2 pseudogenes are annotated in these 1,084 nt (G+C 44.1%); one reads left to right on the forward strand and one right to left on the reverse strand.

Annotated elements, in window-relative coordinates:
* Positions 1 to 573: pseudogene (locus A3738_RS31185) on the forward strand (hypothetical protein); the annotation flags it as partial.
* Positions 574 to 640: 67 nt separating this feature from the next.
* On the opposite strand, the pseudogene A3738_RS31190 reads toward A3738_RS31185, so the two are convergent.
* Positions 641 to 1,084: pseudogene (locus A3738_RS31190) on the reverse strand (hypothetical protein); the annotation flags it as partial.

Here is a 1,084-nt window from a genome sequence, read left to right on the forward strand (position 1 = left end):
ATCGATATCGCTGGAGCGCTGTCAGATTCAGATTTAATCTCTCAAGTTGATGCCGCTCGTGACGCATGGCTTACCTATGAAGACTCATTGAACGAAAATATTGAAGTGGTGAATGACACAGGTTACACCGACCTTCGCTTGGTCGGTGAACTGGCAAACTACAATATATCATTCAATGATGCGCTGAATATTTTATACAAATCGATTGCCGAGCAAACAGCAAGCGACGACGTATCGAAAGAAAACGAAAGCCATAATGCTGCGAAGATGGTTGCCTTAATGATGACCAAATACTCCGCACGAAGCACATCGACAGTGAGCCAAGTATATTCGCGTGAAGATGAGTCGGACATTACTTTAGATGTCCTTGCGAAAGATTTCGACGGAACACTCAATGGATTGCTTAGCGAGCAAGGCAACCCAGAAGCAGCGAAACTTCTCGACTCTGCCAAGACTAAGTGGGAGTTTATTCAACCGTCACTCGTAAACTACAACGAGAACCGCGTTAACTTTATCGTTAACCTATATTCCAAAAAGATTATTGAAAACCTTCAGCTAGCTAGCAAGATTTAAGACTAGCTGAAACAAAAAAAGGGGGCTATTGCTTTACGCAGCGCCCCCTTTTTTTATGATCTCAAACTCAGCAAGCCGAATGTAATTGCTTAATACATTCCAGTAAGCCGTCTATATCTTCTGCGTCACCACTTTCATCCCACAACAGACCTACCCCATCAGGATAAAGCACTACCCCACTAATTTGATTTGGAATATGTTCCTGATTTGCCAACACACGAGCTTGATCACCATCCATGTTTCGACGATCGAGTTCATGCAATTCAGCACTGCTATGCACCTGAGCTGCCTTCATCCCTCGCCCTTCTTTTACAGGTAATTGATGTGTTTCGTAGATCACATAACCGCGATAGTCATCAAGCCATGGAAAAAACTTATCCTTGAGTTTTTCGTCAACAAGACGAACCCGCAATCCCTTCTTCATCGCCTCTTGCCGTAAAGCAGTGATACGCAATTCGCGCTTCGACGGCTTAATCCAAAGAATAGAACCCGCAACCACCAATGTGCCGAA

The organism is Oleiphilus sp. HI0066 (assembly GCF_001635725.1).